The 24,024-nt window shown below is 68.5% G+C and carries 21 protein-coding genes and 2 pseudogenes; 6 read left to right on the top strand and 17 right to left on the bottom strand.

Features of this window, described 5'->3' with window-relative positions; genetic code table 11:
* Nucleotides 1-115: 115 nt before the first annotated feature.
* Nucleotides 116-769 (bottom strand): annotated as a pseudogene (locus G3N98_RS27865) (enoyl-CoA hydratase/isomerase family protein); the annotation flags it as partial.
* A 216-nt stretch (nt 770-985) separates the two neighbouring features.
* Between G3N98_RS27865 and G3N98_RS27870 the strand changes: the two are divergent.
* From G3N98_RS27870 to G3N98_RS27880, 3 genes are all read left to right on the top strand, one after another.
* Nucleotides 986-1,948 carry a LysR family transcriptional regulator gene (locus G3N98_RS27870; protein WP_089461685.1) on the top strand — a complete coding sequence of 321 codons (963 nt, stop codon included), beginning with the start codon at nt 986-988 and terminating at the stop codon, nt 1,946-1,948.
* 71 nt (nt 1,949-2,019) lie between these two features.
* The gene (ggt, locus tag G3N98_RS27875; protein ID WP_206149882.1) at nt 2,020-3,897 is read left to right on the top strand and encodes a gamma-glutamyltransferase; all 1,878 of its coding nucleotides are present in this window, start codon (nt 2,020-2,022) and stop codon (nt 3,895-3,897) included.
* Between the two features lie 271 nt (nt 3,898-4,168).
* Nucleotides 4,169-6,082 (top strand): YadA family autotransporter adhesin, encoded by a 1,914-nt coding sequence (locus G3N98_RS27880; RefSeq protein ID WP_206149884.1) that lies wholly within the window; start codon nt 4,169-4,171, stop codon nt 6,080-6,082.
* Between the two features lie 127 nt (nt 6,083-6,209).
* Here the strand turns inward: G3N98_RS27880 and G3N98_RS27885 are convergent, their stop codons facing one another.
* From G3N98_RS27885 to G3N98_RS27910, 6 genes are all read right to left on the bottom strand, one after another.
* Complete coding sequence (locus tag G3N98_RS27885; protein ID WP_206149896.1) at nt 6,210-7,172, bottom strand: ABC transporter permease subunit; 963 nt, start codon at nt 7,170-7,172, stop codon at nt 6,210-6,212.
* A complete protein-coding gene (locus tag G3N98_RS27890) occupies nt 7,172-7,969 on the bottom strand; it encodes an ABC transporter ATP-binding protein (protein ID WP_206149886.1) in 798 nt (265 codons plus the stop codon). The genes G3N98_RS27885 and G3N98_RS27890 overlap by 1 nt, the downstream gene beginning before the upstream one ends.
* A gap of 26 nt (nt 7,970-7,995) precedes the next feature.
* Nucleotides 7,996-9,012: a taurine ABC transporter substrate-binding protein gene (gene tauA, locus G3N98_RS27895; RefSeq protein WP_174916224.1), complete on the bottom strand. Its 1,017-nt coding sequence runs from the start codon at nt 9,010-9,012 to the stop codon at nt 7,996-7,998.
* Between the two features lie 251 nt (nt 9,013-9,263).
* Complete coding sequence (gene lipA, locus G3N98_RS27900; protein ID WP_039346279.1) at nt 9,264-10,256, bottom strand: lipoyl synthase; 993 nt, start codon at nt 10,254-10,256, stop codon at nt 9,264-9,266.
* Entirely contained in the window at nt 10,249-11,007 is a 759-nt protein-coding gene (gene lipB, locus G3N98_RS27905) for a lipoyl(octanoyl) transferase LipB (protein WP_039346281.1), read from the bottom strand. Before lipB ends, lipA begins: the two co-directional genes overlap by 8 nt.
* Nucleotides 11,008-11,091: 84 nt before the next feature.
* Nucleotides 11,092-11,418, bottom strand: a complete 327-nt coding sequence (locus G3N98_RS27910) for a DUF2917 domain-containing protein (protein ID WP_122946777.1) — start codon at nt 11,416-11,418, stop codon at nt 11,092-11,094.
* Nucleotides 11,419-11,520: 102 nt separating this feature from the next.
* On the opposite strand from G3N98_RS27910, the gene G3N98_RS27915 reads away from it, so the two are divergent.
* Nucleotides 11,521-12,507, top strand: coding sequence for a transcriptional regulator GcvA (locus tag G3N98_RS27915; protein WP_175016401.1), 987 nt, complete (start codon nt 11,521-11,523; stop codon nt 12,505-12,507).
* Here G3N98_RS27915 and G3N98_RS27920 read toward each other — a convergent pair.
* The 10 genes from G3N98_RS27920 to G3N98_RS27965 all read right to left on the bottom strand — a co-directional run bounded on the left by G3N98_RS27920 (nt 12,491) and on the right by G3N98_RS27965 (nt 21,511).
* Nucleotides 12,491-12,799: a YbeD family protein gene (locus G3N98_RS27920; RefSeq protein ID WP_011353335.1), complete on the bottom strand. Its 309-nt coding sequence runs from the start codon at nt 12,797-12,799 to the stop codon at nt 12,491-12,493. The genes G3N98_RS27915 and G3N98_RS27920 overlap by 17 nt on opposite strands.
* Nucleotides 12,799-13,725, bottom strand: coding sequence for a D-amino acid aminotransferase (locus G3N98_RS27925; protein ID WP_206149888.1), 927 nt, complete (start codon nt 13,723-13,725; stop codon nt 12,799-12,801). Before G3N98_RS27925 ends, G3N98_RS27920 begins: the two co-directional genes overlap by 1 nt.
* 48 nt (nt 13,726-13,773) lie before the next feature.
* A complete protein-coding gene (locus tag G3N98_RS27930) occupies nt 13,774-15,087 on the bottom strand; it encodes a D-alanyl-D-alanine carboxypeptidase family protein (protein ID WP_089426418.1) in 1,314 nt (437 codons plus the stop codon).
* 487 nt (nt 15,088-15,574) lie between these two features.
* Nucleotides 15,575-16,219: an alpha/beta hydrolase gene (locus tag G3N98_RS27935; protein WP_034198940.1), complete on the bottom strand. Its 645-nt coding sequence runs from the start codon at nt 16,217-16,219 to the stop codon at nt 15,575-15,577.
* Nucleotides 16,220-16,232: 13 nt separating this feature from the next.
* Nucleotides 16,233-16,550 (bottom strand): ferredoxin, encoded by a 318-nt coding sequence (locus tag G3N98_RS27940; RefSeq protein ID WP_011694422.1) that lies wholly within the window; start codon nt 16,548-16,550, stop codon nt 16,233-16,235.
* A 144-nt stretch (nt 16,551-16,694) separates the two neighbouring features.
* Nucleotides 16,695-17,846, bottom strand: a complete 1,152-nt coding sequence (locus G3N98_RS27945) for a VanZ family protein (protein WP_206149890.1) — start codon at nt 17,844-17,846, stop codon at nt 16,695-16,697.
* 19 nt (nt 17,847-17,865) lie between these two features.
* A complete protein-coding gene (locus G3N98_RS27950; protein WP_206149892.1) occupies nt 17,866-18,489 on the bottom strand; it encodes an ABC-type transport auxiliary lipoprotein family protein in 624 nt (207 codons plus the stop codon).
* A 38-nt stretch (nt 18,490-18,527) separates the two neighbouring features.
* Entirely contained in the window at nt 18,528-19,457 is a 930-nt protein-coding gene (locus tag G3N98_RS27955; protein ID WP_089426421.1) for an MlaD family protein, read from the bottom strand.
* Nucleotides 19,458-19,475: 18 nt separating this feature from the next.
* Complete coding sequence (locus tag G3N98_RS27960) at nt 19,476-20,390, bottom strand: ABC transporter ATP-binding protein (protein ID WP_089426422.1); 915 nt, start codon at nt 20,388-20,390, stop codon at nt 19,476-19,478.
* Nucleotides 20,387-21,511, bottom strand: coding sequence for an ABC transporter permease (locus tag G3N98_RS27965; protein ID WP_089473623.1), 1,125 nt, complete (start codon nt 21,509-21,511; stop codon nt 20,387-20,389). The genes G3N98_RS27960 and G3N98_RS27965 overlap by 4 nt, the downstream gene beginning before the upstream one ends.
* 306 nt (nt 21,512-21,817) lie before the next feature.
* Between G3N98_RS27965 and G3N98_RS27970 the strand changes: the two genes are divergently transcribed.
* Together G3N98_RS27970 and G3N98_RS40395 are read left to right on the top strand one after the other, a co-directional pair.
* The gene (locus G3N98_RS27970; RefSeq protein ID WP_206149894.1) at nt 21,818-23,887 is read left to right on the top strand and encodes a bifunctional 2',3'-cyclic-nucleotide 2'-phosphodiesterase/3'-nucleotidase; all 2,070 of its coding nucleotides are present in this window, start codon (nt 21,818-21,820) and stop codon (nt 23,885-23,887) included.
* Between the two features lie 8 nt (nt 23,888-23,895).
* A pseudogene (locus G3N98_RS40395) lies at nt 23,896-24,024 on the top strand (sel1 repeat family protein); the annotation flags it as partial.

The raw sequence follows: 24,024 nt of genomic DNA on the forward strand, positions 1-24,024 counted from the left end.
TAGTCAGTGAGTGACCACTGTACGTTAGGTTATAGATGAGTGCTAGGCAGCCGACGCGCACACAGACCAACTACATGCCAACCACACTTTCCCTGCACCACGCGCTTCCGATCCGGCGGTCGGCGAGCCACCGCGCGTCGCGCGGGCGGCGCACCGGCGCGCCGAGCGACACGAGCTCCTGCGCGTAAGCAAGGCCTTCGGCGAGCGTGTCGTCGCTGTGCGCGACGCGGTCGACGAGGCCCAGCGCGAGCGCTTCGTCCGCGCTCACATGACGGCCCGTCAGCATCAGGTCGAGCGCGGCCTTCGCACCGATCAGGCGCGGCGCGCGCTGCGTGCCGCCCGCGCCGGGCAGCAGGCCGAGCGTGACTTCGGGCAGCCCGAGCTTCGTGCCGGGCACCGCGAGCCGGTAATGCGCGGCGAGCGCGACTTCGAGGCCGCCGCCGAGCGTCGCGCCGTGCAGCGCGACCACGACCGGCTTCGCGCCCGATTCGATCCGCTCGCATACATCAGGCAGCGACGGCGGCGCGATCGGCTTGCCGAACTCGCGGATGTCAGCGCCCGCGATGAAGTTGCGGCCGGCGCCGACGATCAGCACCGCACGGATCGCGTCGTCGGCCTGCGCGGCGTCGAGCGCGTCGGCGAGGCCGCGCCGCACCTCGGCGGACAGCGCGTTGACGGGCGGATGGTCGATCGTGACGACGAGCACCTTGTCGCGCCGTTCGCGCGTGACGGTGCCGGCCGGGCTGGCGGGGGAAGCGGGTGAATTCATCGTGTCTCCTTGACGCGGCGGCTGGTGCGTCGACGCCGGGCACCGGCCCCCGTCCCGCACGAAGCGGGACAAGATCCGGCCGTACGCCGGGCATGACCTGATTCTCGATTGATCTAGATTCATTGACAATTCCCTCCTGCTTTTACAAGCTGTCAAGTCCGACTTGACACTGAATGCTTCCGACCATTAACCGGGACGGATCAGGAGACGCGACGCATGGACCTGAACGCGCTGACGCTGCTCGTCGAGATCCTCGACGCCGGCAATCTCAGCAAGGCCGCGCAGCGGCTCAAGATGAGCCGCGCGAACGTCAGCTACCGGCTGAACCAGCTCGAGCGGTCGATCGGCCAGCAGCTCGTGCGGCGCACGACGCGGCGCATCGAGCCGACCGAGATCGGGCTGAAGCTGTACGAGCACGGCCGGCGCATCCGCAACGAACTGCTCGCCGCGCAGGAATCGGTGACGACGCTCGGCCAGGACCTGCAGGGCCGCGTGCGGCTGTCGGTGCCGAGCGGCTACGGGCAGATGGTGATGTCCGACTGGCTGCTCGCGTTCAAGCGGCTGCACCCAGGCATCGTGCTCGACGTCGTGTTCGAGAACCGCGTGGAAGACCTGATGCGCGACGAGATCGACATCGCGGTGCGCGTGATGCCGGAGCCGCCGCAGAACCTCGTCGCGCGCGACATGGGCGCGGTGCGCTACGTCGCGTGCGCGTCGGCCGCCTTCGCGGCCGAGCACGGGATGCCGGCGAGCCTCGGCGCGTTGTCGGCCGCCCCCGTCGTCACCGCGACGGTGATGGGCCGGCAGCTCAGGATCGCCGCGTATCTCGGCGACGAGCGCCATGAGGTGCTGCTCGAGCCCACGCTGGTTTCGGAGAACTTCCTGTTCCTGCGGCAGGCGATCCTCGGCGGGATCGGCGTCGGCATCGTGCCCGACTACGTGGTGCAGGACGACATCCGGCGCGGCACGGTCGTCACGTCGCTCGACGCGTACCGGCTCAGCATCTTCGGCACGCACATGTACATGCTCTACATGCCGAACCGGCACCACACGCGCGCGACGTCGACGTTCATAGAGTTCATCCTCGAACAGGCCGGAAAGACCGGCCGGGGCGGGCCCGGCGCGCTGCGTCAGGGTTTCCTGTCGGGTGACAAGCCGCCGGGCGCGCGGCGACAATAGCGCGCCGGGGCGGGCAGCCGCGTTGCGCCGGCACCGTCGCCTCCTTCGAATTCACTGCTGCCGAGGGTTCAATGTTCGACCGGATTCGTCCGCATTCGCGCTCCTGGACGCTGCTTGCCGCCGTCGCGCTCGTCGCGTTCAACACCGGCTGCACGTCCCCGTCCACGCCACCGTCGGGCGCGGTGGTGCCCGTCGCCGCCGCCTCGGGCGCCGCCGTGCCGCTGCCCGGCTTCCACGCGCCCGAGCTGTCGTCCGGCTGGACCGACAAGCCGGGCTGGACCTCGCAGCACTTCATGATCGCGGCCGCGAACCCGCTCGCGACGCAGGCCGGCTACGAGATGCTGAAAGCTGGCGGCACCGCGATCGACGCGGCGATCGCCACGCAGATGGTGCTCGCGCTCGTCGAGCCGCAATCGTCGGGGATCGGCGGCGGCGCGTTCCTGCTGTACTTCGACGGCAAGGCAACGCAGGCCTACGACGGCCGCGAAACCGCGCCGGCCGCCGCGACCGACCGCCTGTTCTACGGGCCGACCGGCCAGCCGATGAGCTTCTACGAAGGTGTCGTCGGCGGACGCTCGGTCGGCACGCCGGGCGTGCTGCGCATGCTCGACGCCGCGCATCGCGCGCACGGCAAGCTGCCGTGGCGCCGGCTGTTCCAGCCCGCGATCCGGCTCGCCGAGCACGGCTTCACGATCAGCCCGCGGCTCGCGACGCTGATCGCCAACGACAAGTACCTGAAGAACGACCCGGCCGCCCGTGCGTACTTCTACAACCCGGACGGCACGCCGAAGGCAGCCGGCACGGTGCTGAAGAACCCCGCGCTCGCGACCGTGCTGCGCCAGGTCGCCGACCGCGGCGCGAACGCGTTCTACAGCGGCGCGATCGCGCGCGACATCGTCACGAAGGTGCGCAAGCATCCGACCAACCCGGGCCTGCTGTCGCTGCAGGATCTCGCGCGCTACAAGGCGAAGGTGCGCGCGCCGCTGTGCGCCGACTACCGGCGCTCGGTCGTGTGCGGGATGCCGCCGCCGTCGTCGGGCGGCCTCGCGATCGCGCAGATGCTCGGCATCCTCGAAGCGATGCCCGACTGGCAGCAGATCGGCGCGCAGAAGCCGGTGCGCAACGACGCCGGCTACGAGCCGACACCGTTCGCCGCGCACCTGTTCAGCGAAGCCGGACGCCTCGCGTATGCGGACCGCGCGCGCTATGTCGCCGATCCCGATTTCGTGCCGCTGCCCGGTGGCAGCTGGGCGAGCCTCATCGACAAGACCTATCTCGCGCAGCGCGCGCACCTGATCGGCGACAGCAGCATGGGCGTGGCCCAAGCCGGCACGCCGCAGGGCGCGACGCTCGCGATGGCCGACGACCGCAGCCCCGAGCTGCCCTCGACGTCCGACATCGCGATCGTCGACCGCTACGGCCAGGCGCTGTCGATGACGACGAGCATCGAGGACGCGTTCGGTTCGCGGCTGATGGTGCGCGGCTTCATGCTGAACAACCAGCTCACCGATTTCTCGTTCGTGTCGAACGACAACGGCCGGCCGGTCGCGAACCGCGTGCAGGCCGGCAAGCGGCCGCGCTCGGCGATGTCGCCGGAGCTGGTGTTCGACAAGAAGACGAAGCAGGTGACGATGATCGTCGGCTCGGCCGGCGGCCCCGCGATCATCAACCACGTCGCGAAGACGCTGGTGGGCGTGCTCGACTGGGGGATGACGATGCAGCAGGCGATCGCGCTGCCGAACTTCGGGTCGATGAACGGGCCGACGCAGCTTGAACGCGGCCGCGTGTCGGAAGCACTCGCCGACGGACTGAAGGGCCGCGGGCACGACGTGCAGGTCGTCGAGATGAACTCGGGGCTGCAGGGGATCCAGCGGCTGAACGTGCAGGGGCAGACGGTGTGGTTCGGCGGCGCGGATCCGCGGCGGGAAGGGGTGGCGATGGGGGAATGAGGGTCCCCAAGCGTGGCGTGGCGGCGCGGCGCGCTACGCGATGTCGTCCGGCCGCCCGGCCGTGACGACGCGTTGACGTGCCCGATGCGCGCGGACCGCTCATTGTCCGCCCGCTCGGTCCATCCTGCGCATCGTGCTCGACACACGCATGTGTCCCGCACCATCCGCGTCAATTTCGTATTCGTCTGATCGACGGCCCTTGCGTCAATCCGTATAGTCCGCTGCTCGTATCGGCATAGTCCGATCCAGGCCGGTCGTCGGCATCGACGGCATGTTGCGGTCCCCCACAACGGCACCATCGCGCAGCCAACGAGCCGCCTGGAAGAAGACATGTCCGTATCGTGACGGCGCCTCGTCAGCCTGCGCCAACCATGCGACTCAATATCCCAAATTAATAAGGACTGCGACTCATACAATTACCAGCATCCCCCTCCGCTCTTCCGGTCACGCGCGCCGCGCCGCTTGCGCCACCCGCCTCTCGAAACTCGCCATCGCCATTGCCGTGCTTGCACCGGGCTACGGTCAGGCCGCCGATCTGGTGCTGGAGAATCTCATCGTCAATGGTGGTACGGGCGGCACGCCCACTGCCTCGGGAGCCGGCTCGATTGCCATCGGGCCCGGTGCGAAGGCAAACGGCGAGACCGGCGGCGATTACTCGGCCATCGCGATCGGCGCGGAGGCCAGCGCCAATGGCCAAGCCACGATTGCGATCGGTGAAAGGGCCAGCGTTCACGGCGACCGGTCGAGCGCGTTCGGCGTATCGTCGAGCGTCAATGCGAACCGCGCGCTCGCGCTCGGCGCGGACACGAAAGTGACCGCACACGATTCGGTGGCACTGGGCCAGGGCAGCGTCGCCGACCGCGCCAAGACCGTCTCGATCGGCCAAGCCGGCAACGAGCGCCAGCTCGTCAATCTCCGCGCCGGCACGAAGGACACCGACGCGGTCAACCTGTCGCAGCTCAAGCCGGTCGTCGAGGCGCTCGGCGGCGATGCCGCGATCAACGCGGACGGGAGCGTGCGCGGCCCGAACTACAAGATCGACGGCCAGTCGTTCAACGACGTCGGCAGTGCGCTGACGAATCTCGACGAACGCGCCAAGACCAACACGCAATCGATCACGACGCTCGACGGCCGCGTAACGAACGTCGAAGGCGACGTGAAATCCATCCGCATCGACGTCGACGATCTCGGCACGCGCCTCGACAACGGCGCCACCGGCCTCGTGCGCCAGGATCCCGCGAGCCTCGCGATCTCGATCGGCGCGAACAAGGGCGGCGCGTCGGTGAGCCTCGCCGGTACGGACGGTACGCGCGTACTGACCGGACTGTCGAACGGTGTCGACGACACCGACGCCGTGACCATCGCGCAGTTGAAGGCGACCGGCCTGATCGACCCGAACGGCAAACAGCTCGGTGCGCTCGTGTACGACGATCTGACACTCGCCCGCGCGACGCTCGGCGGTGTCGGCGGCACGCTGCTTGCCAACGTCGCGCCCGGCCTGATCGCAGCGGGCAGCCTGGAAGCCGTCAACGGCGGGCAACTCTTCACGATGCAGCAGAAAATCGACTTGCTCGATACGCGCCTGACGAACTTCGAGAACGACACACCCACGAGCCCACCGCCCGGCGGCAACCACGGCAACGACTTCGCGCAGCTCGGCGACGGCTCCGGCGCAACGGGATCGAACTCGCTTGCACTCGGGCAGAACTCGAAGGCATCCGGTGACGACAGTCTCACGCTCGGCAACAACTCGACGGCATCGGGCAACAACTCGGTCGCGCTCGGCAACAACTCCGTCGCCGATCGCGACGACACGGTCTCCGTCGGCGCACCGGGCCAGGAGCGGCAGATCACCAACGTCAAGGCCGGCACCGCGCCGACCGATGCCGTGAACGTGCAGCAGTTGCACGACCAGATCGGCAGCGTGCGTAACGACATCGACCACTATCGTCGCGACGCCAGCGGCGGCATCGCGTCCGCCGTCGCCATCGCGAACCTGCCGCAGGCGTCGCTGGCCGGCGAAAGCATGGTCTCGATCGCCGGCGGCACGTACAGCGGGCAGTCGGCCGTCGCGTTCGGCCTGTCCACCGCCACGCGCAACGGGCGCTGGGTGGTCAAGGCATCCGGTTCGACCAATACGCGCGGCACGGTTGCGGTCGGCGCCGGCGCCGGGTATCGCTGGTAAGTCGTCCTCTCGCAGTCGCCGGCATCATGCGACAGGGGCCGGGCTTCGCTCGACGCGAAGCCCGGCCCCTCTCTCGTTCGCGGTGCGGAGCAATCGACCTGCGTCGCGCCCCGGTGCGACTCGCAGCCTACCCCCGCCCCTTCCACGGCACGATCCGCCGTTCGACCCACCGCATCGCGAGATCGAACAGCCACGCGATCGCGCCGATGATCAGGATCCCCATCACGACGATGTCGGTGCGCAGGAAGCTCGACGCGTTGAGCACCATCTGCCCGAGCCCGGCCGTCGCGGCGACCATCTCGGCCGCGACGAGCGTCGTCCAGCCGAAGCCGATCGCGATCCGCAGCCCGGTGAGAATCTCCGGCAACGCGGCCGGCAGCACCACATGCCGCACGATCTGCGCGAAGCTGCCGCCGAGCGAATACGCGGCGTTGATCTGCTCGACCGTCGCCGCACGCACGCCGGCGCGCGCCGCCATCGCGATCGGCGCGAAGCACGCGAGGAAGATCACGACGAGCTTCGCCGTTTCGTCGATGCCGAACCAGATCACGACGAGCGGCAGGTACGCGAGCGGCGGCAGCGGCCGGTAGAACTCCAGCAGCGGATCGAGCACGCCGCGCGCGACGCGGCTCACGCCCATCAGGATGCCGGCCGGCACGCCGATCGCGGTCGCGAGCAGGAACGCGCCGAACACGCGCGCGGCGCTCCACAGCAGGTGCTCGGATAAAGGCAGCCCACCCTGAATGCGACCGTGCCAGGCATCGACGAACGCCGTCCACACGGCTTCCGGCGCGGGCAAGAACAGCGGCGGCAGCCACTGGCGATGCGTGGCGACCCACCACAGCACGGCCAGCGCCGCGACCGTCGCCGTGCTCAAGGCCGCCGTCTTCCCCTCCCCCGGCAACCGGTAGCGGCGCGACGACGGCGCACGACGTTCTACCGCTCGAGTCTGCGTGCGATCGCCCTGCTCGAAACCCGCGGCCGTCCCGTCGGCCGCCCACGAATCCTGCGTGCTCATGCTGTCCTGCCTGTGCAAAGTGCTGATCCGACCGCGTCCGACCGACGCGCCCTGTCGCGCGAGTTCGTGCATCACGCGGCCGCCTCGGCCGCTTCGTCGCGATGCAGGTACGCGATCAGCCGCTCGCGCCACGCGATGAAATCCGGTGAAGACTTCACCGCGCGCGCATCGCGCGATTCGACGTAGCGGCGCGCGAACGGCAGATCGAAGGTTTCCGCGATCCGGCCGGGGCCGGGCGTCATCACGACGAGACGCGTCGCGAGGAACAACGCCTCCTCGACATCATGCGTAATGAAGAACACCGTCTTGCCGGTGCGCGCCCACACGTCGAGCACGAGCGCCTGCATCGTGCCGCGCGTCATCGCGTCGAGCGCGCCCATCGGCTCGTCCATCAGCAGCACGCGCGGGTCGCTCGCGAGTGCGCGCGCGATGCCGACACGCTGCTGCATCCCGCCCGACAGCTCGTACACGCGCGCATGCGCATGACCGTCGAGCCCGACGAGCGCGAGCATCTCCCGCGCCCGCGCTTCACGCTCGGCCTTCGACACGCGCTCGAAGCGCAGCCCGAGCGCGACGTTGTCGAGCACGTCGAGCCACGGCAGCAGCGCATACTTCTGGAACACGACGCCGCGATCGGCGCCGGGGCCCGTGACCGGCACGCCGTCGACGCACACCTCACCGGTGGTCGGCGCGACGAAGCCGGCCATGCAGTTCAGCAGTGTCGTTTTCCCGCACCCGGACGCGCCGAGCGCGACGACGAATTCACCGGCATCGATGCGCAGGTCGACGCGCGCGAGCGCCTGCGTCGTCGGCCTGCCGCGCTCGCCCGGATAGGCAACCGATACCTGACGGACTTCCAGCGTGCTCATGCTCAGGACTCCGCGATGATCGCCGCTTAGCGCGCGGCCTTCTGCACGAACTGCGGATCGACGCCGGCCGAATAGTCGGCGAGCACCGTCTGGATCGTGCCTTGCGATTTGAGGAACGTGGCGGTCGCCGCCAGCGACTTCGCCGCGCCCGATTGCGCACCGCCGCCGAGCCACGTCGGCGACGCCTGCTCGGCCGCGGTCGGGAACGCATAGAGCGCGAGGCTGGCCGGCACGTCCTGCGCGTTCGCGCCCGACACCTTCGCGACCGCCGCGACCTGCGGCGAACCGACCTTCCACGCCGCCGCATGCGCGCGGTAGTCGGCATCGGCCGCCGCGAGCACCTTCACGAAGCGCGTGACGAACTCGGGGTTCTCGCGTGCGAACTTGCGGCTCACGACGAAGCCGTCGAAGGTCGCCTTGCCACTTTCTTTCGCGACCTGGCCGGACGTCGTCAGCACGGTGCCCGACTGCTTGACCTTCGCGAGCACCGGATCCCAGATGTAGGTCGCGTCGATGTCGCCGCGTGCCCATGCCGCCGCGACTTCGGGCGGACGCAGGTTGACGATCTTCACGTCGTTCGGATTGACGCCCGCGGCCTGCAGCGCGACGAGCGTGTGGAAATGCGACGTCGACACGAACGGCACGCCGATCTTCCTGCCCTTCAGCGATGCGACGTTCGTGACGCCCGAGCCGTTGCGCGCGACGAGCGCCTCGGCGTCGTTGATGTTGTCGAGCACCCAGAACAGCGAGATGTCGAGCCCCTGCGACAGCCCCGCCGCGATCGGGCTCGAGCCGGCTTCGCCGAGCTGCACGGAGCCCGACGCGAGTGCGCGGATCACGTCGGCGCCGCTGTCGAGCTTGCGGAACGTGACCTTGTAGCCGGTCGCCTTTTCGACTTCACCGCTCGCCTGCGCATAGCGCCACGGCACCACCATGTCCTGGTACGCGATCACGACTTCGCGCGTTTCGGCGTGCGCCGCGCCGAGCGCGGCAAAGGCGGTCAGCGCGACGACGGCGCGGCGGATGAAGCTGAAACGGGACATGCGGCTCTCCTTCGGAATGCGGGCATTGCTGCGGGAGAGCCGACTATAGGAGCTTTGCGCGCGGCGGGAGCGAACTTATCCTGCGAAGCTATCGATGCCGTTTCAGCTTTGCTTTCCATGCTCGACCGGATTGCGTGTCCGGTCGAGTGGCGATTGCCGTGCGAACGCAAGCACGGCGTCCGCACCAACGAAAAAGCCCGCATCGCTGCGGGCTTTGTCGGGTTCGCCGGAAGACGACGAAGCAAGGACGCTCAGACCACCCCGGCCCCATGCGCCTGCAGATCGGCGTGATAGCTCGAGCGCACCATCGCGCCGACGGCCGCGTGCGTGAAGCCCATCTTGTACGCCTCTTCCTCGTACATCTTGAACGTGTCCGGATGCACGTACGCCCGCACCGGCAGGTGGTGCTCGGACGGCTGCAGGTACTGCCCGATCGTCAGCATGTCGACGTCGTGCGCGCGCAGGTCGCGCATCACCTGCAGGATTTCCTCTTCGGTTTCGCCGAGGCCGACCATCAGGCCCGACTTCGTCGCGACGTCCGGATGCAGCGCCTTGAAGTCCTTCAGGAGCTTCAGCGAGTGCGCGTAGTCCGAACCCGGGCGCGCTTCCTTGTACAGGCGCGGCACCGTTTCGAGGTTGTGGTTCATCACATCCGGCGGCGCGGCGTTCAGGATCGAGATCGCACGGTCGAGACGGCCGCGGAAGTCCGGCGTCAGGATTTCGATGCGCGTTTCCGGCGACTGCTCGCGCACTTCGCGGATGCACTCGACGAAGTGGCCGGCGCCGCCGTCGCGCAGGTCGTCGCGGTCGACGCTCGTGATCACCACGTACTTGAGCTTCAGCGCGCCGATCGTGCGCGCGAGGTTCTTCGGCTCGTCCGGATCCAGCGGATCGGGGCGGCCATGGCCGACGTCGCAGAACGGGCAGCGGCGCGTGCACTTGTCGCCCATGATCATGAACGTCGCGGTGCCCTTGCCGAAGCATTCGCCGATGTTCGGGCAGCTCGCTTCCTCGCACACCGTATGCAGGTTGTGCTCGCGCAGGATCGTCTTGATCTCGTTGAAGCGCGAGCTGCCGGTGGCCGCCTTCACGCGGATCCACTCGGGCTTCTTCAGCTTCTCGATCGGAATGACCTTGATCGGGATGCGCGCCGTCTTCGCCTGCGCCTTCTGCTTGGCGGTCGGATCGTAGGCAGGGGTCGCGGCCGAATCGGCCGGTGCGGGGGAAGCGGTAACGTCAGTCATTCGAATGTTGTTCCAGTGCCTGCGGCTTGTCGGCGGCCGCGGATGCGCCGTCGAGGTTGGCGATCAGACGGCGCACCAGCGTGTGGGCGACGTCGTTCCAGTCGGCGGCAACCTCGAGGCTCGCCATGTCGACAGTTTCCAGTCCGGCATAGCCGCACGGGTTGATCGCAAGAAACGGGCGCAGATCCATCTTCACGTTCAGGCTCAGCCCGTGATAGCTGCAGCCGTTGCGGATCTTCAGGCCGAGGGCCGCGATTTTCGCGCCTTCGTGCACGCCGGACGCCACGTAGATCCCGGGCGCGCCCGCCTTGCGGACCGAAGCGAGATTATACGCCGCGAGGGTTTCGATCACGGCCTCCTCGATCTTCGTCACCAGCGTGCGCACCATCAGCTTGCGCCGGCGCAGGTCCAGCAGCAGGTACGCGACGATCTGGCCGGGGCCGTGGTAAGTGATTTGCCCGCCGCGGTCGACCTTCACGAGCGGCACGCCGCTGTCGGCCACCAGCAGGTGGGCCGGGTCGCCGGCCTGGCCGAGCGTGTAGACGGGCGGGTGCTCGACCAGCCAGATCTCGTCGCCGGTGTCGGCGGTGCGCGTGTCGGTGAACGCGCGCATCGCGTCGAAGCTCGCCTCGTAGGTCTCGACGCCCCGCCACCGCACGGTGACCGGCGGGGCCGGCTGATCCGGGGACCCGGCGGGCGATGCGGAAACGGCAACAGGCGTGGACACGATGGAAACCGGCGAAACGGACATGGGCGGTAGTTTACCGAAAACCCGTGGGTCTCGCCGGCCCTGGAGAGGGGACGGATCGCCGGTATCCGTCGGAGGAAATGATGGTCAGACGGTGCGCCATCCGTCGTGGAGCAGCGCGGTCACGCGTTCGCGCAGCCGTGCCAGCCCGCCGAGCGCGACTTCCCGGGGCGGCCGCGACACCGAGAACGCCACGCGCGTGCCCTCCCGGCCTTCCGCGCTGAGCCACAGCCGCTCGCCGCGGCGCAGCTTCAGCGTTTCGCCGTCGACCAGGAAGTAGTCGTTGACGTCGTTGCTGCGCGTCGCCCACACCGGCCCGCACTGCACCACCAGCCGCGTGCTGCGTTGTACCTTCATCGGCACGGTTTCGCCCGCGGGGATTTCGAACGTGATGCTTGAAGAAATTTCTTGCATGATCGACTCCGCCAATAAGTGCTTCGATAGCTACAATCGTAGTCACTTCAAGGCGTCCGACAAAACGACCAATTTTCACGTCGATGTGAGGAAAATTAGCAAATGGACCTCCGCCAGCTACCTGCGCTGAACGCGATTCGCGCGTTCGAAGCCGCCGCCCGTCACGAGAATTTCTCGCGCGCCGCCGACGAGCTGTACGTCACGCACGGCGCGGTCAGCCACCAGGTGCGCGCGCTCGAGGAGGAGCTCGGCATCCAGCTGTTCACGCGCAACGGCAAGCGGCTGTGCCTGACCGACGCCGGCATGCGCTACGCGCAGCAGATCCGCACCGCGCTGATGGTGATCGCCGACGCGACCCGCGACGTGCGCGCGAGCGATCGCGACCGGCGGCTCGTGGTGTCGATGCTGTCGTCGTTCGCCGCGCGCTTCATCACGCCGCGCATCGGCACGTTCATCGAGCGGCATCCGGAAATCGACGTCGAACTACAGTCGACCAACTCGCTCACCGATTTCGCGCGCGACGACGTCGATCTCGCGATCCGCTTCGGCCACGGCAGCTATCCGGGGCTGCATGTCGAGCCGCTGTTCGACGAGGTGTTCTTTCCGGCGTGCGCGCCGACGCTGAACGGCGGCAAGCTGCCGCAAACGCCCGCCGATCTCGTGCACTACAACCTGCTGCGCTCGGACGACGAGCTGTGGCGGCCGTGGTTCGACGCGGCCGGGCTCAAGACGCTGACCGAGCCGAAACGGGGGATTCTGTACCAGGATTCGTCGAACCTGCTGCTGGCCGCGATCGACGGCCAGGGCATCGCGCTGGTGCGCCGCTCGCTCGCGGTGCACGACCTGCTCGACGGGCGCATCGTGCGCCTGTTCGACATCGACGGGCCGAGCCCGTGGCACTATTTTTTCGTGTGTCCGCCGCCGCTCCTGAACACGCCGCGCGTGCAGGCGTTCAGGACCTGGCTGCTTCAGGAAGTCGCCGAATACAAGCGGCTGTGCGACGAGCTGGACGCGCGGCGCGCGGCGGGGAAGACCCCCGCCGAGTGCGCGCAGGAAGGAGGCTGGAAGGCGCTTAGAGTACGACCTTGACCATCGGATGGCCGGTCAGTGCGCGGTAGATGTTGTCGAGCTGTTCCTGGCTCGTCGCCCGCACGGTGATCGTGAGGCCCGTGTAATTACCGCCGCTCGACGCGCGCTCCTCGATCTTCTCGACATCGATCTCGTTGTCGTGAACGGCGACGACCTTGAAGATCGTGTCCTTGAACTCCGGGTGCGCCTTGCCCATGATCTTGATCGGGAAATCGCACGGGAACTCCAGCAGCGACTCCTTCCGGGTATCGATCGCGCCGGTCACCTCGATGGTTTTGGTCGGTTCGCTCATCATTTGCTCCGGGTTAGGTCAAACTGTTCAAACTCGCGCGCTTTCGCGCGCTGGTACGCGTCGTACAACGCCGCGAATACGGGGCCCGGCTTGCCGCCCTGCACGGGCAGATCGTCGAGCGACGTGACGGGCAGCACTTCCTTCGTGGCCGACGTGATCATGATTTCGTCGGCCGCGCGCAACTCCACTTCGCTGATCTCGCGTGCGACGAACGGGATCTTGCATTCGTCCGCCAGTTCCTCGATCAGCGCGTAGCGGATCCCCTCGAGGATCTTGTTGCTGCGCGGCGGCGCGAGCAGCTCGCCGTTCTTCACGATCCACACGTTCGACGACGAGCCTTCCGTCAGGTTGCCGTCGCGCAGCTGCAGCGTCTCGAACGCATCGCGTTCGGCCGCATGCTGCGCCATCAGCACGTTGCCGAGCAGCGAGATCGACTTGATGTCGCAATGCAGCCAGCGACGATCCTCGGCCGTCACGCAGCGCACGCCCCGCGCGCGTTCTTCGGCGGACGGCAGGCGCAGCGGGCTCGTCATCACGAACACCGTCGGCACCGCGTTCGCCGGGAACGCATGGCCGCGCTTCGCGACGCCGCGCGTCACCTGCAGGTAGACGAGCGCGTTGCCATCGCCGAGCCCTTCGGCATTCGCCGCGACCACGCGCTCGATCAACCCCCGCCAGCCCGCGTCGTCGTGCGGGCTCACGATGCCGATCTTCTTCAGGCTGCGCTCGAGCCGTGCCAGATGCTGCTCGATCCGGAACGGCACGTGCGCGCCGTCGTGCGCATAAACGGGGACAACTTCATACACACCGTCGCCGAAGATGAACCCGCGGTCGAGCACCGGTACACGGGCTTCCGACAGCGGCACCATTTCCTCCTGCGACGAGACGCTGAGGTAGACGATCGGTTCGAATTCGGCTTGGCTCATAGCTATGTCAGATGGGGATGAAGTCGCGAAAACAAAGGCCCGTCGTGCTTACTTCTTCTTGCTGAACATCAGCAGGATCGAGTCCCAGATACGCCCGAAGATACCCGCTTCCGGCACGGCCTGCAGCGCGACGACCGGGAATTCCGACAGCGTCTTGCCGTCGGCGACGATCTTCACGGTGCCGACCTGCTGGCCTTCCGCGAGCGGCGCGATCAGCGGCGCGTTGACGTCGACTTCCGTCTTGATCTTGTCGCCGAGGCCGCGCGGCACGGTCGCCCACTGGTCGGCCTTCACGCCGACCTGCACGGTGTTGTCCTTGCCCTTGTAGACGCGCGGCGTCGACATCGCCTGGCCGCCCTTGAACAGGCGCACCGAATCGAACGCGCTGTAGCCGTAGTTCAGCATCTTCATGCTGTCCTGCGTGCGCTCGCCTTCCTTCTGCTCGCCCATCATCACCGACACCAGGCGGCGCTGGCCGTCCACGCCCGGGATCGCACGCTTCGCCGACGCGATCAGGCAGTAGCCGGCCGCTTGCGTATGGCCCGTCTTCAGGCCGTCGACCGTCGGGTCGAGCCACAGCAGGCGGTTGCGGTTGCCCTGGCGGATGTTGTTGTACTTGAACTCCTTCTCCGAAAAGATGCTGTAGTACTGCGGAAAATCGCGGATCAGGTGCGCGGACAGCTTCGCGAGGTCGCCGGCCGTCGTGTAGTGGTTCGGGTCGGGCATGCCGTTCACGTCGGCGAAGTGCGTGCCCTTCATGCCGAGGCGCTGCGCCTCGTCGTTCATCAGCGTGACGAACTGCCCTTCGCTGCCGCCGACGAGTTCGGCCAGCGCGATCGCGGCGTCGTTGCCCGACTGGATGATCATCCCGTACACGAGGTCGTGCACCGACACCGGCTTGTTCGCCTCGATGAACATGCGCGACTCGTCGCGGCCGACGCGGCGCACGGCTTCGCTCGGCGTGACGATCTGCTCCATCGAGATCTTCTTCTTGTCGAGCGCCTCGAACACGAGGTACGCCGTCATCAGCTTCGTCAGCGACGCAGGCTCGACGCGTTCATCGGCATTGCCCGATGCGAGCACCGTGTTGCTGGTCGCATCGACGAGCACCCACGAGCGCGCATTCACGCCCGGCGGCGGCACCGCGCCCGGCATGTAGGTCGCGGGCGCGCCGGTGAACTGCTCGGTGGCGGCCGGCGCCGCATGCGCGGCCTTGGCCTTGGCGGCCGGCTTCGCCTCGGCGACGACGATCGTCGAGGCGAGCGCGACGGGCAGCATCACGCCGAGCGCGACGTTGCGCGCGGCGGTGCCGAAGGCGATGGAGGAAGCGAGGGACTTGAGGCCTTGGGGAGACAGACGCATGATCGATTCAGGCTGATGGCAGAAAGTGCGGTGCGAAACGCGCAGGGTTGAACGGCAAGGCGGCGGGCGTTTCGGGCACTCGCCCGAGATCGTCGGGCGACGCGAAACGCGCCGGTTGGACTCGTGCGGACGCGTTCGGTTCGCGGCCGTCGCGAGCGGGCGGACAGCGGCAAAACGAGCGCCGCAATGGGCCCAGCCGGGCCGCGGGCGACGCGGAATCCGGCCATTATACGTGGGCGCGCAGGGCGTTTTCGCGAACCTGGCGCCGGACAGTTGCGCATGCGCATCGGGCGCGGGGTGACGGCAAGCTGCCCGTCATCGCACGCGAAGGTGTGCGAAAGGCATGCGCAGGCGAGGTGGAAGTGAGGTGGCGCCGCACGGTGCGGCGCGATGTCGCGTGGGGAAAAGCGCGCGTCGGGCGAGGGCCGGAGGTCATGTGCACGAAGCGACGCAGGCTGCCGGCGTCATGCCGGCACCCGCGCACTGGCTAGCGCCATGCGTCGACGATGATGCGCTTCAGCACGTGCAGCTTGCGATGCAGGAAATGCTCGGCGCCGGGGATCACGACGACCGGCAGTTCCTGCGGCCGCGCCCAGTCGTACACGGAAGCGATCGGCACCGTGTCGTCGGTTTCGCCGTGGATCACGAGCGTGTTCTCGGGCACGTCGGCCACCTGCCAGCGGCTCGCGGCCGTGCCGACGAACACCATCCGCTCGATCGTCTCGCCCGCGTCGCGCAGCCGCTTCGCGACGTGCGACAGCACGAAGGTGCCGAACGAGAAGCCGGCGAGCACGAGCGGCAGGTCCGCATACGCGGGCTGCGCGCGCATGTGCGCGAGCACCGCGAGCAGGTCGTCGGCTTCGCCGGTGCCGTTGTCGTGCACGCCTTCGGTCGCGCCGACGCCGCGGAAGTTCGACCGGAACACGACGTAGTTCAGCTGCACGAGCGTGCGCGCGAGGGTTTGCGCGACCTTGTTGTCCATCGTGCCGCCGAACAGCGGATGCGGATGCGCGACGAGCGCGATGCCGCGCGGCGCGGCGCCGCTTTCGCGCACGGCGTCGGGAAGGTCGACGGCGATTTCGATCTGCCCGACCGGGCCCGCGATCAGCGACTTCTGCGTATGAACGTTCATTCGGCCGGCCCGCTCAGATCTTCAGGCGGTCGACGACCTTGCCGTCGCGCAGGTGCGATTCGACGATCTCGTCGATGTCGGCCTGGTCGACGTACGTGTACCACGTGCCTTCCGGATACACGACCATCACGGGCCCTTCCTCGCAGCGGTCGAGGCAGCCGGCCTTGTTGATGCGGACCTTGCCGGGCCCCGCGAGGCCGAGTTCCTTCACGCGCTTTTTCGCGTATTCCTGCATGGTCTGCGCGTCGCATTGCGCGCAGCTCGGGCGTTCGGCGCCCGGTTCGCGCTGGTTCAGGCAGAAGAAGACGTGGTGCTGGTAGTAGGAATCCATGATGGTGACGAGCGGCCCGGCGCGAGGCCGTGCGGAAAGAGGAGCGGTTGCCGCTGCGCGGGGCAGCGGAGGATGCGGACGATTATAGCGAGCGGCACGTGTCGCTGCCCGCGATAGCACCGCGGCCGCGCCGATGCCCCCGCATCAGCGGCGCAGCACGGCCGGCAGCCATGCATGCTCGACGCGCTGGCCGAGCCAGATCAGCGCCGCGTAGGGCCAGATCCAAGCGAGCCAGCGTGCGAGGCTGTTGAAGTGCACGTAGCGACCCTGCCGCCAGCCCGACAGCGTGAAGTCGAAGAACGGATTGACCGGCAGCAGGTTCACGAGCGCCACGCCGGCCAGCAGCGCGAGCGCCGCAAGCGTCGCGCGCCAGGTCGCCGGCACGTGCAGCGCGACGAGCGCGGCCGCGAAGCCGAGCTCGATCCCGAGCCGCGCGCCGGGCGTCGCCCACACGACGACGAGGCCGGTGGCCGACTGCATGAACGTCGCGGCCGCCTTCAGCACGAGCGTCGCGATGACGAGCGCGATCAGGAGCCGGATGCGCGGCGCGCGCGGCCGCATCGCGAGCGACGCGATCGTCAGCGCGGCGAACAGCATCAACCCGCCGAGCGCGGCCTCCCAACCGGAGTCGGACAGCCAGCCGTCGACGCGCTCCGGCCATTCGCCCACGCGCCACGCGGCCGGCAGCCACGCGAGCAGCGCGTCCTGCATCGACACGTCGGCGCGCTCCCACAGCGCGGCCGGCCAGTCGCCGATGCCGAACAGGAACGGCGACGGAAACAGGATCGCGAACGGCCACAGCCCGGCGAGCAGCAGCGGCGTCGCGCCGTCGTCCTCGAACCACGCGAAACGCAGCCGGCGCAGCGCGCCGCGATCGAGCAGCGCACCGGTGGCCGGCGCGACGAGCGCGGCGCCCAGCAGCGCGCCGAGCGCGTTGGACGCGAGATCGAGATTCGACGCGACGCGCGTCGGCAGGTAGGTTTGCAGCGCTTCCATCGCGCCCGACAGCAGCATGCCGAGCCCGGCCGCGATCAGCGTCGCGGCCACGCCGCGCCAGCGCGGGTGCAGTGCGAGCACGGCAAGCGCGCCGAACGGCATGTAGCCGAGCACGTTCGTGACCACGTCGAACGCGGTCACGTAGCGCTGCATCGGCGCGAACAGGTAGTCGAACGGCCCGATGCCGAGCGACACCCAGCCTGCGAAGGGATACAGCGATGCGTAGACGATGAGTGCCGCGTAAGCGGCAAAGGCCTGCCGCGCGAGCGGCGATGCACGCGGGGTGCCGGTCGCGCTCATCGCGGCTGCGCGGCACGCGTCACGGCGTGCCCGCGTACGCCTGCATGCCGACCCACGCGGCGATCTGCGACACGAGCTGGTCGCTCGCCGTCGCGAGCGCGCGGGCGCCGCCCGCCGCGTCCGGCGTGCTGGACGGCGCGCGTGCAACGAACGTGCGCTGGCCGAGCACCTTGCCGTCCAGCATCAGCGTCGCGCGCGCGGTGACGGCGCCGTGGCTCTGCGACTGGCCGTCGAACACCTGTTCGAATTCGTTCAGGTCGACCTTGAGCGTCGGCGCGCGCACGCCGTCGGAGCCTTCGAGCACCGTGCCGCGCGACGACAGCGCGCCGCGCAGCCGCTGCGTGAGCAGTTGCGCGGGCGGCGCGGTCCAGCGGCTGTCGCGATAGGCGGCCACGTGCTGCGCGTCCACGTATGCGAGGCGGTAGGCGAATTTGTCGGAGTCGAGCGCGTCGGGCGCGGCGACGTCGAGCACCTTCAGCGCGGGGCCCGGGCCTGCGGTCACGACGGACGTGGCCGGCCCGAGGTCATAGCGGACATTCGACAGCACCGCGCTGTTGCCGGCGCAGCCGGCCGCGAGCGACAGCGTCAGCACGGCAAGCGCGGCCGCGGCGGGACGCAGCCCGCGGTCAAGGATTCGTGGCATGGCGTGTTCCTGCATGATGTTTCCGGTTTCGATGGGTGTCACTGCCCGGCCGTTGCACCCGGCCAGACGAAGCCCGGCTCGCCGGGCCCCGGCGCCGCGCCGGGCGAACCGAACAACAGACTGCGCGGATTGCGGCCAAGTTCACCGGCCACGTCCTTCAATTGCCGCGACGCGTCGCCGACGCTGCCGGCGAGCGCGTTGAAACGCGGCAGCGTGTCGTACTGCACGCGCGTGTTGAGACCGTTCAGCGCGACGCTGATCTGCTCGGCGGCCGTGCCGGCCTTGTTCAGGTTCGACACGAGCGGCCCGTTCGGCTGCAGCAGCGTGTTCGCCGACGCCATCGCGCGGTTCACCTCGTGCATCGTTTCCGGCAGCGCAGTGACCGCCGGGCCGAGCTGCTTCGTCAGCGTGGCGGCGCCATCGGCCGCGTGCTGCAGGCTTTCGGCGGTCGCGCGCAACTGCTCGCGCATCTCGGGCGACATCAGCGCATTCGCGCTCTTCGCGGCCAGTTCGAGCTGCCGCAGCAGCACGTCGCCGCGCTCCTGGATCTGGTCGAACAGGCTCGGCCGCATCGGGATCTGCGCGATCGCCTTCGGCGACGACGGCAGCGGCGCCAGGTCGCGGCCCGTGTCCTCGAGCTGCACGAACGCGATGCCCGTCACGCCCTGGAAGCCGAGGCTGCCGTAGGTCGACTGCGTGATCGGCGCGTCATGGTCGACGAGAATGCGGATCCGGATCTGGCCCGGATGCGTGCGATCGAAACCGATCGACTGCACCTTGCCGACGTCGAGGCCGCGAAAGCGCACGGCCGCGTCCGGGAACAGGCCCGTCACGTTGGTCCGCGCGAGCAGGTCGTACGGCACGCGCACGGTGCGGTCGACGTTGAACCAGAACACGGTGCCCGCGATCGCGAGCGTCAACGCGATCGTGAACAGGCCGGCCCAGAACGCATGTGATTTGTTTTCCATTCGCGGATTCCTTCGTGCCTACAGCTCGACGCTCGACAGCGCCGGTTCGAGGGCCGCCTTCGGCAGCTTCGCGCGCCGCTCGGGCGGCAGCGCCTGCAATGCGCGGCGCCCGCGCAGCCCCAGGAAATATTCGTGGATGAACGGATGGTCGACGTTCGCGGCCTCCTCGACCGGCGCGGCGACCAGCACCTTGCGGTCGGCCAGCACCGCGACGCGTGTCGACAGCGCGACCATCGTGTCGAGATCGTGCGTCACCATCACGACGGTCAGCCCGAGCGTGCGGTGCAGCGTCGCGATCAGCTCGACGAATTCGTCCGACGCCTGCGGATCGAGGCCGGCCGTCGGCTCGTCGAGGAACAGCAGCTCGGGCTCGAGCGCGATCGCGCGCGCGATGCCCACCCGCTTGACCATCCCGCCCGACAGCGCGGCCGGCATCTTCGACGCGTGCTTGCACGGCAGCCCGACCATCTCGAGCTTCAGCATCACGATGTCGTGCAGCAGGTCCGGCGGCACGCGGCCGAGCTCGCGCAGCGGCTGCGCGACGTTGTCGAACACCGTCATCGACGAGAACAGCGCGCCCTGCTGGAACAGCATCCCGGAGCGCGTGCGCATCATCCGCGCGCTCGCGTCGTCGATCGTCGCGGTATCTTCGCCGAATACCTTGATCGTGCCCGATGTCGGCCGCTCGAGGCCGAGGATCTGCCGCACGAGCGTGGTCTTGCCGGAGCCCGAGCCGCCGACGATCGACACGATCTCGCCGCGCCGCACGTCGAAGTCGAGCTTCTGGTGAATGATGTTGCGCCCGTAGCGCTTGGTCAGGTTGCGCACCTCGATCACGAGGTCGCCGCCGTCGGCCGCCGCGGCCGGCCGGGTGCCGACCGAGCCGGCGCCGATGGCCGCGGCATGCGCGGTCGTTTCGTTCGATGCGTTCATCCGAGCCCCACGTTCTGGAACAGGATCGCGAACACCGCGTCGGCGAGGATCACGACCGTGATCGACGTCACGACCGACGTGGTCGTGCCTTCGCCGAGGCTCTGCGAGTTCGCCTTGATCCGGAAGCCGAAATGGCAGGCGACCAGCGCGATCAGCATGCCGAACACGACGCCCTTGCCCACCCCGATGTACAGGTTCGCGATTGGCACGACGCCCGGCAGCGAGCGCACGAAATAGTTGACGTCGATGCCGAGCACGAGCTTCGCGGCGAGCGCGCCGCCCGTCAGCGCGATGATGTTGGTCCACATCACGAGCAGCGGCATCGCGATGCCGAGCGCGAGCACGCGCGGCAGGATCAGCCGCAGCCCGTGCGGGATGCCCATCACGCGCATCGCGTCGAGCTCCTCGGTCACACGCATCACGCCGATCTGCGCGGTGATCGCCGAGCCCGAGCGGCCGGCGACGAGAATCGCCGACAGCACCGGGCCGAGCTCGCGGATCACCGACAGCCCGAGGATGTTCACGATGTAGCGGTTCGCGCCGAACATCTGCAGCTGCTGCGCGGACAGGTAGCTGAGCACGATGCCGATCAGGAACGCGACGAGCGCGGTGATCGGCAGCGCCTGCGCGCCGGCGCTGTAGATGTTCGCCGAGGTTTCCTTCCACGGCATCGTCTTCGGGCGGCGCAGCACCGACAGTGCATCGAGGATCACGAGGCCGAACATCGCGATACCGCCCTTCAGGTGTTCGCCGAACGCGAACAGCATGAAGCCGAAGCGCGTGATCGGGCCGAAGCGCACCACGCGCTCGGGCGCCTCGCGCTCGCTGTCGAGCCGCTCGATGCGCTCGAAGATCGTGCGCTGGGTCACGCTCAGCGCGACGCCGGCCGGCAGCTTGCGGCCCCACACGCGCCACAGCGCCTGGCCGCCGACGTGGTCGAGCCGCTCGATGCCCGACAGATCCCATTCGCTCACGCGCCCGGACGCGATGCTCGCGATACGGCGCGCCACCGCGCCGCGATTGCGTGCAAGCGCGAGCGCGGTCCACTGGCCGTACAGGCGCACCGTCTGGCCCTGGCCGCCGGCGTCGACCGACAGGCCGGGAGGAGTCTCGAAGTCCAAGGGCAGGTTGTTTGCAAAAAGGTGACAGCGGCCATTGTAGCGAACCGCCCGACGACGCGACGTGAGGATTTCCGTGGGGCGCCTGGCCGCGGGCGACTGGCCGGGGCGCCTGACCGGAGCGCCTGCCCCGGGAGCCGCGTGGAAGCCGCCGCCCCCCGGCCCGTTGCCGGCTTCATCACCTTTCATTCTTCCGTCACGATTCCTTTCGATACTCTCACGCGCCGCACATCAGGCCGTCGGCGCCCCGCGCCGCCAATCGTTGCGACTCTCGCCTTTCATAAAACAGAACACCGAACAGGACAACCGATGCGTCTCCCCCTGCTTTCCCGCCGTCGCGTGCCGGCCATCGCCGCGCTCGCCAGCCTCGCCTTCATCCTCGCCGCCTGTGGCGGCGACGACGTCACCTCGCCGCCCGCGACGCCGCCGGCGGCCCAGGCGCCCGTCGGCACGACGGCCACGCTCGCCCTGCTCGAGACGACCGACCTGCACACCAACGTGCTGTCGTATGACTATTTCAAGCTCGCCGCCGACAACTCGCTCGGCTTCGAGCGCGTGTCGACGCTGATCGCGCAAGCGCGCGCGCAGTATCCGAACACGCTGCTGCTCGACAACGGCGACACGATCCAGGGCACCGCGCTGTCGGACTACCAGGCGCTCGTGAAGCCGGTCGGCTGCGACCAGACGCTCGCGATCTACAAGGTGATGAACGCGGCGAAATTCGACGGCGGCGGGATCGGCAACCACGAATTCAACTACGGGCTGCCGTACCTGTCGCAGGTGACCGGCAACACGTTCGAGGTCGACGGCCTGCCGGCGCCGGCCCAGCAGAAAAAGTGCGCGGGCCCGAACTTCCCGCAGGTGCTCGCGAACGTGATCAGCGCGAAGACCAACGCGCCGCTGTTCACGCCGTACACGATCCTGACCCGCACCGTGACCGCGACGACGCCGGACGGCAAGACGGTCAGCGCGCCCGTGAAGATCGGCATCATCGGCTTCACGCCGCCCGCGATCATGAGCTGGGACAAGCGCTGGCTCGACGGCAAGGTCTATACGACCGGCCTGAAGGAAGCCGCCGAGAAGTACATTCCGGAGATGCGCGCGAAGGGCGCCGATCTCGTCGTCGCGATCTCGCACGGCGGCCTCGACAATTCCGCGTATTCGCCGACGATGGAGAACGGCAGCTGGTGGCTGTCGAAGGTGACCGGCATCGACGCGATGCTGATCGGCCACTCGCACCAGGTGTTCCCGGACGCGAACAGCACCGTGTCGCAGTTCAACCTGCCGGGCGTCGACAAGGTCAAGGGCACCGTCAACGGCGTGCCGACCGTGATGGCCAACTACTGGGGCAAGCACCTCGGCGTGATCAAGCTCGGCCTGAAGTTCGACGGCAAGACATGGAGCGTCGACAAGTCGCAGACGACCGTCGAGGCGCGGCCGATCCAGAACGCCGACAAGAGCTACGTCGCGGCCGATCCGTCCGTGTCCGCCGCGATCGCCGCCGAGCACCAGGCGACGATCGACTACGTGAAGACGCCGATCGGCTCGACCGACTACCGGATGAACTCGTACTTCGCCGATGTCGGCGATCCGGGCGCGATCCAGATCGTCAACGAGGCGCAGGCCGACTACGTGAAGACCTACGTGCAGGCGAACCTGCCGCAATACGCGTCGCTGCCGGTGCTGTCGGTCAGCGCGCCGTTCAAGAGCGGCTTCGGCGGCGGCACCGACTACACCGACGTCGCGCCGGGCGCACTCGCGATCAACAACGCGGCCGACCTGTACCTGTACCCGAACACCGTGTACGCGGTGAAGGTGAGCGGCGCCGACGTGAAGAACTGGCTCGAAACGGCCGCGAAGCGCTTCAACCGCATCGACCCGACCAAGGCGACCGTGCAACCGCTCGTCAGCACGTTCCCCGGCTACAACTTCGACATGTTCACGTCGGCCGATCTCGCGTATGAAATCGACGTCACGCAGCCGGTCGGCAGCCGGATCAAGAACCTGACGTACAAGGGTGCGGCGATCGACCCGAACGCGCAGTTCATCGTCGCGACCAACAACTACCGCGCGAGCGGCGGCGGCAACTTCCCCGGCCTCGACGGCAGCAAGACGATCTTCGCGTCGCCCGACGCGAACCGCGACGTGCTGATCGCGTTCGTCAAGAAGCGCGGCGCCATCACGCGCGTGGCCGACGGCGCACAGCGCAGCTGGCGCTTCACGAAGCTCGCGAGTTCGGTCGCGCACGTGCAGTTCGCGTCCGCGCCGAACCGCCTCGGCGACGCGGCGGCCGCCGGCCTGACCGGCATCACGCAGGTCGCGGCCGACGACGGCTCGGGCAAGAACCTCGCCACTTACGAAATCGACCTCACGCAATGAGACCCGCGATGCAACCGATCCGGACGATGCGGCCGGCCGAAACCGGCCTCGCCGCCGCCGCGCGGCGCCTGCTGCGCGCGAAACTCCCGCCGGCCGCGCTGCTCGCGGCGGCGGCCGTGACCGTTGCGGCCGTCGTC

Origin of the sequence: Burkholderia sp. Tr-20390 (genome assembly GCF_017104595.1) — a bacterium.
Classification (GTDB): Bacteria; Pseudomonadota; Gammaproteobacteria; order Burkholderiales; family Burkholderiaceae; genus Burkholderia.